Consider the following 6,692-nt stretch of genomic DNA (forward strand, 5'->3'; position numbering starts at 1 on the left):
GGCGGGCGGGGTGCGGGGGCGGGGTCGGCCGGGGCGGGCGCGGGGCGCGCGGGGCGGCGGGGGCCCCGCGGCCCCCCCCCCCCCCCCCCCCCCCCCCCCCCCCCCCCCCCCCCCCCCCCCCCGCCCAGCCGTCGGGGCCGAGCAGGCCGGGGAGGGAGGGGCTGACGGTGACGGCGAGCGCGACGGGCACCCGCTCAGTCTCCGGCAGCCGCCGGACCGGTGCCCGAGCCGGCTCCACCGGCGGCGTCGAGGATGTCGACGACGCCGCCGTCGGCCGGGACGACCTGGCCCTCCTCGATGGCGCCGTACCGCGGGTTGACGGTGATGTCGAGGTCCTCGCGGACGTCGACGACCAGCTGCTGGGCGGCGTCGTCGACCTCGGAGGCGGCGGCCTCCTCGAGGTCTCCGCGGACCTCCTCGAACGTCGGCACCACGGGCTGGCCCACGAAGACGACGAGCACGCCGCCGACCTCCGGGACCGCGAGGGTGAACGCCGAGTTCGGCGCGGCCGCGGTGACCTGCTCCGCGATCGCGGTCGGCACCTGGTCGCGGGGGCGCGGCGCGACCTGCGGGAGCGTGGTGCTCGACGGGTACTGCGCCGCCACCGCCGGGTAGGCGGTGGGGTCGGCCTGCAGCGTGGCGACGGCGGCGTCGGCGGCGGCCTGGTCGGGCACCGTCACGTAGCCGAGCGAGACCTGCGACAGGGAGGGGAGCGCCTCCTCGTAGTCGGCGCGCAACCGCTCCTCGGTGAGCCCCTCGGCCAGCCCCTCCGACACCGCGATGCGCTGGCGCACCAGCTGCTGGCGGACGGTCTCGAAGACGTCGGTCCGCCCCACGCCCTGCGCGGCGGCCTGGCTGTAGAGCGCCTCGGGGTCCTGGTCGCCGATCAGCTCGTCGAGCAGCGCCTGCACCTCACCGTCGGACGGCGTGACCCCGAACTCCTCCGCGGCCTGCGCGTAGACCTCGGCCTGCACCATGCGGGTGAGCACGAGGCGGGTGAACTCGTCCTCGCGGCCCTCGATGGCGGTGGCGAGCGCCGGGTCGGCCAGGCGCTCGTCCACCGCAGCCTGCAGCTGGGCGACGGTCACCTGCTCGTCCCCGACGTAGGCGGCGACGTTGGGGGACGTGCGGCAGCCGGCCGCCCCGGCGAGCGCGACGAGGCCGAGGGCCAGCGATGCGGTCAGGCGACGGGTGTGCACGCCTGCGAGCGTGCCACAGCGCCTGTGACGCGCGACGCAGGCGGAGCGGGACGGACGTGCTCTGCGCCCCGTCCCACCCCGCTCAGGACGCCGCGGCCACAGGTTGCTCGAGGACGGCGGTCAGCAGTGCGTGCAGGTTCTCCAGCAGGGCGACGTCGCGCAGCGGGGTCCGCCGGTCCGGGCCGACCGGCACCTTGAGCGAGATGGTGTCGACGGTGGACTTGTAGGTCGCGCCGTCGGCCAGCCGGGCCAGCCGCATCTGCTGCGACTCGCGCAGCGGGACGGGGCTGATCCGGATCGCCCGGCCCTGCATCGACACCTCGGTGATCCCGAAGCGCCGCACCGCCGCGCGGAACCGCGCGACGGCCAGCAGGTTGAGCACCGGGGCCGGCGGGGCGCCGTAGCGGTCGGTCAGCTCGTCGAGCACCGCCTGCGCCTGCTCGTCGGACTGCACCGAGGCGACCTTGCGGTAGGCCTCCATCCGCAGCCGCTCGCCGGGCACGTAGTCGTGCGGCAGGTGCGCGTCGACCGGCAGGTCCACGCGGACCTCGGCCGGCTCGGCCGGGACCTCCTCGCCGGACAGCTGCGCCCGGTAGTCGGTGACCGCCTCGCCGACCAGGCGCACGTACAGGTCGAACCCGACACCGGCGATGTGCCCGGACTGCTCGCCGCCGAGCAGGTTGCCCGACCCGCGGATCTCGAGGTCCTTCATCGCCACGGCCATGCCGGCACCCAGGTCGGTGTTGTGCGCGATCGTGGTGAGCCGGTCGACCGAGGTCTCGGTGAGCGGGCGCGACGGGTCGTAGGTGAAGTAGGCGTACGCGCGCTCCCGCCCCCGGCCGACGCGGCCGCGGATCTGGTGCAGCTGGGAGAGGCCGAAGGTGTCGGCGCGGTCGACGATCAGCGTGTTGGCGTTGGGGATGTCCAGGCCGGACTCGACGATCGTCGTCGCCACCAGGACGTCGTACTCCTTCTCCCAGAAGCCGACCATGATCCGCTCGAGCTCGTGCTCCTTCATCTGCCCGTGGCCGACGGCGACGCGGGCCTCGGGCACCAGGTTGCGGATCTTGGCCGCCGCCTTGTCGATCGACTGCACGCGGTTGTGGATGACGAAGACCTGGCCGTCGCGCAGCAGCTCGCGGCGGATCGCGGCGGCCATCTGCTTGTCGTCCCACGCGCCGACGTAGGTCAGCACGGGGTGCCGTTCCTCCGGCGGGGTGAGGATCGTCGACATCTCGCGGATGCCGGTCAGCGACATCTCCAGGGTGCGCGGGATCGGGGTGGCCGACATCGACAGGACGTCGACCGCCGTCCGCATGGTCTTGAGGTACTCCTTGTGCTCGACGCCGAAGCGCTGCTCCTCGTCGACGATGACCAGACCGAGGTCCTTCCAGCGGGTTGTCGGCTGCAGCAGCCGGTGGGTGCCGACGAGCACGTCCACCTCGCCGCGGGCCAGCTCCTCGAGGATCTGCCGGGTCTCGGCGTCGGACTGGAAGCGGGAGAGCACCCCCACCTTCACCGGGAACTGCGCGAAGCGCTCGGAGAAGGTCTTGAAGTGCTGGTTGGCCAGCAGCGTCGTCGGCACCAGGACGGCGACCTGCTTGCCGTCCTGCACCGCCTTGAAGGCCGCGCGGACGGCGATCTCGGTCTTGCCGTAGCCGACGTCGCCGCAGATGATCCGGTCCATCGGGACCGGGTTCTGCATGTCGGTCTTGACCTCGTCGATCGCGGCCAGCTGGTCGGGCGTCTCCTGGAACGGGAAGGCGTCCTCCAGCTCGCGCTGCCAGACGGTGTCCGGGCCGAAGGCGTGCCCCTGGGTGGCCATCCGCGCCGAGTAGAGCCGGATCAGCTCCGCGGCGATCTGCTTGACCGCCTTGCGGGCCTGCCCCTTGGTCTTCTGCCAGTCGGCGCCGCCGAGCTTGGACAGCGCCGGTGCCTCCCCGCCCACGTAGCGGGTGAGCTGGTCGAGGGCGTCGGTGGGCACGAACAGCCGGTCCGGCGGCTGGTTCCGCCTGCTCGGCGCGTACTCGACGATCAGGTAGTCGCGCTGGCCGCCGTTGACGGTGCGGCTGACCATCTCGATGTAGCGGCCGATGCCGTGGTGCTCGTGGACGACGAGGTCCCCGGGCTGCAGCTGCACCAGGTCGACGGCGTTGCGCCGGCGGGCGGGCATCTTCACCGCGTCGCGCATCGAGGTGCCGCGCTGCCCGGTGAGGTCGTGCTCGGTGATCAGCGCCAGCCCGACGCCGGGGAAGGCGAACCCGGCCTCGAGGTTGCCCTGGGTGACGTGGGCGAGCCGCGGCTCGGGGGCGGCCGCGATGTCGGGCACCAGCCGGGCGCCGAGGTCGGCCTCGGTGAACTGGTCGGCGGCGCGCTGCGCCGGTCCGGGCCCGGCGAAGGTGACGACGACCCGCCAGCCCTCGCGCTGCCAGCCCCGCATCGTCTCGATCGCGCGCGGGACGTCGCCGGCGAAGCGGTCGACGGTCGTCGCGTCCAGCGTGACGGAGGTGTCGTCGTCCTCCGTCTGCAGCGTGAAGGCGCCGGTGCTCCACCACGGCAGCCCGCGGCCGCGGGCGGCGGCCTCGACGTCGGCGAGGTCGCGGAAGGACGACGCACCGAGGTCCAGCGGCGCCTCCCCGGCCTCGGCGGCGGTGGCCCACGAGGCGGCGAGGAACTCCTCGGCGGTGCGCACCAGGTCCGCGGCGCGGCTGCGCACCCGCTCGGGTTCGCAGACCAGCACGTGCGTCCCGCGCGGCACGAGGTCGGTGAGCAGCTGGAGGTCACCCCCGATGAGCGCCGGGGTCAGCGACTCCATCCCCTCGACGGCGATGCCCTCGGCCAGCTTGCCGAGGATCTCCAGCAGCCCCGGGTGCTCGACCGCGAGCGCCGCCGCCCGCGCGCGCACCTCGTCGGTGAGCAGCAGCTCCCGGCACGGCGGCGCCCACAGCCGCTCGGGCCGGTCGTCGAGGGAGCGCTGGTCGGCGGCGGAGAAGTAGCGCAGCTCGTCGACCTCGTCGCCCCAGAACTCCACGCGGACGGGGTGCGGCTCGGTGGGCGGGAAGACGTCGAGCAGGCCGCCGCGGACGGCGAACTCACCGCGCTTCTCCACCAGCTCGACACGGGTGTAGGCGGCGTCGGACAGCGCCTGCGCGACGTCGTCCAGCTCCGCGGTGTCGCCCGGCGACAACTCCACCGGCACGAGGTCGCCCAGGCCGGGGGCCAGCGGCTGCAGGACGCTGCGCACCGGCGCGACCAGGACGTCGACCGCCCCGTTCGCCCCGGGGTGCGTGAGGTCGCGCAGCACGGCCAGTCGGCGGCCGACGGTGTCCGCGCGCGGGGACAGCCGCTCGTGCGGCAGCGTCTCCCACGCCGGGAACACCTCGGTGCGCCGGTCGGGCAGGAGGCAGCGCAGCTGGTCGGCGACGGCGTCGGCGTCCCGCTCGCCCGCCGTCACGACGAGGACGGGGACGCCGCCCTCCCCGCCGGACGCCGCCAGCGCCGCCGCGACCAGCGGCTGGACCGACGGCGGGGCGGTGACCGCCAGCTCGGCGTTCCCCGCGGCGGCCACGACGCGGGCCATGCCGGGGTCGGTGAGGACGACGTCGAGCACGCCGCGCAAGGTCACGAGACCGTCTCCTGAGACTTCGGGCCACGCACGTCGCGCCGGGTGCGCGGGGGGCCGGGACCCCAGGTTAGTCCGGGGACTCCGCCCCCGCCGCCGCCCTCGGTGCTTCCTCGCCCCCGTGGTGACCGCCCGGCTCGACCGGACCGGCCGGTGGTCCTCCCGGGTGACGCCGCTGCTCCCTTGGGGTGACGTCGCCGTCCCGTCCCTGGACGCCCCTCCCGCGTGATCAGCACGCTCAGCGAGCCCGGTGCCGACACCGGGGCTCCGCGTCGACCCCCCGGTCGTGCCGGCCGAGCTCGATGCAAGGGGAGGACGACGATGCGCACGACTGCGCAGTCCGTGCCGGTCGGCGCTGTCTCCGTCCTGGCCGTGACCGAGGCCGGCGTGGCCCGTCACGTGGCCGATGCCTGGCGCAGGGGTGAGGGCGGCTGCATCGTCACGGTCAACGTGGACATCCTGCGGGCAGTCACCCGCGACGCGCGGCTGGCCGAGCTGGTCACCGGGGCCGACATCGTCGTCGCCGACGGCATGCCCCTGGTCTGGGCCGCGACCATGGCCGGGTCGCCACTGCCGGAACGCGTCACCGGCGCCTCGCTGGTGTCGACGTTGGCGGAGACGGCCGCCGCCTCGGGTCGCTCCGTCTACCTCATCGGCGGGGACCCGGGCGTCCCGCAGACCGCCGGGCACGCCCTCACCACCCGGTTCCCGGGGCTGCGCGTGGCCGGTGCGGAGTCACCCCCGTTCGGTTTCGAGAAGGACGAGCAGCAGGTGGCCGGACTCGTCGACCGGGTGGCCGCGAGCGGCGCGGACCTGGTCCTCGTGGGCCTCGGGTTCCCGAAGCAGGAGAACCTCATCGCCCGGCTGCGCCCGGCGCTGCCCTCCGCGTGGATGCTCGGTTGCGGTGCCGGCATCCCCATGGCCGCCGGGCAGTTCCGCCGTGCACCCGAACTGGTGCAGCGGATCGGTGCCGAGTGGGTGCACCGCCTGGCGCTCGAGCCGCGCCGGCTGGCCCGCCGCTACCTGGCCCACGACCTCCCCTTCGCCCTGCTCCTCCTGACGCAGGCCCTCGCCATCCGGCTCGCCCGGCGCCCGCTCCCCCGGTAGCGGGGACACCGGGCCGGCTCCCGGACGGGGCTCCCGGCCACTCCCTCCCGGTGGCGGCCTCTCCCGGGCGTCTCCCCGTCCGGTCGTGACCGCGCCGGTCGTACTGCCCCGACAGGTCGGGAGGACGGCCGGCCGGTGGCCGACCGCGGAGTGCGGTGTGGCCGCGCCGCGGTGGTCGCCGGGACACGGAACCGCTCGGCTGCCCGCTGCAAGACGGTCCAGCCCCGCTCGACGACACAGCGGGCCGGCAGCAACCTGCCGGGGTCAGCTGCGCACCAGCGTGGACACGGAGGCCTCCGGGTCGGGGAGCGGTCCCCGGGCAGCTCCACACGCACCCGCAAGGTCTTCCCCGTGTCACCGGGCGCCGCCACCGACTCCCTGGTCGGTACAGCTGGTCCGCGGCGGGCCCGTTCCCGGCCGGCCCCGCACCGGGTGCCCACCGCACCCCGGCACCCGAGCAGGCCCCGGACGGTCACCTCGCCCCCTCGTGGCGACCGTCCGGCCGACCGGAGGGCCGGGCCCGACGGTCCCGGCGTCGGCGAGGACAGGGACCGTTCCCACCATCCCCGCGACGCGCGAGCGGGCCCGCCCGGTCGCCGTCGTGGCGACCGGGCGGGCCCGCTTCCCGGGTCAGGCCGCGGGGCGGAGGGCGCGGATCCAGCCGGCGGAGGCGGTGGCCTTGGGCAGGGCCCAGGTCGCCGACCCGCTGGCGCCGGCGGTGGGCACGGCCCGGTGGGCCAGCTCGGCGGTCTGCGCGCCGTTGC

Annotated in this window: 3 protein-coding genes; 1 reads left to right on the top strand and 2 read right to left on the bottom strand. The window is 75.4% G+C overall.

Annotated features, from left to right (window positions below; all coding sequences use genetic code 11):
* Positions 1–194 precede the first annotated feature (194 nt).
* Both ACI78V_RS22695 and mfd read right to left on the bottom strand, forming a co-directional pair.
* Positions 195–1,199 carry a SurA N-terminal domain-containing protein gene (locus tag ACI78V_RS22695; RefSeq protein WP_456855042.1) on the bottom strand — a complete coding sequence of 335 codons (1,005 nt, stop codon included), beginning with the start codon at positions 1,197–1,199 and terminating at the stop codon, positions 195–197.
* Positions 1,200–1,281: 82 nt separating this feature from the next.
* Positions 1,282–4,824 (bottom strand): transcription-repair coupling factor, encoded by a 3,543-nt coding sequence (gene mfd / locus ACI78V_RS22700; RefSeq protein WP_456855045.1) that lies wholly within the window; start codon positions 4,822–4,824, stop codon positions 1,282–1,284.
* 318 nt (positions 4,825–5,142) lie between these two features.
* Between mfd and ACI78V_RS22705 the strand changes: the two genes are divergently transcribed.
* Positions 5,143–5,928 carry a WecB/TagA/CpsF family glycosyltransferase gene (locus ACI78V_RS22705; RefSeq protein ID WP_456855049.1) on the top strand — a complete coding sequence of 262 codons (786 nt, stop codon included), beginning with the start codon at positions 5,143–5,145 and terminating at the stop codon, positions 5,926–5,928.
* Positions 5,929–6,692 lie beyond the last annotated feature (764 nt).

This window comes from Geodermatophilus sp. SYSU D00742 (assembly GCF_054049935.1).

Bases quoted from the DNA above. Each gene is read 5' to 3' on its own strand.
- ACI78V_RS22705 (WP_456855049.1), top strand. From the start codon at position 5,143: ATGCGCACGACTGCGCAGTCCGTGCCGGTCGGCGCTGTCTCCGTCCTG.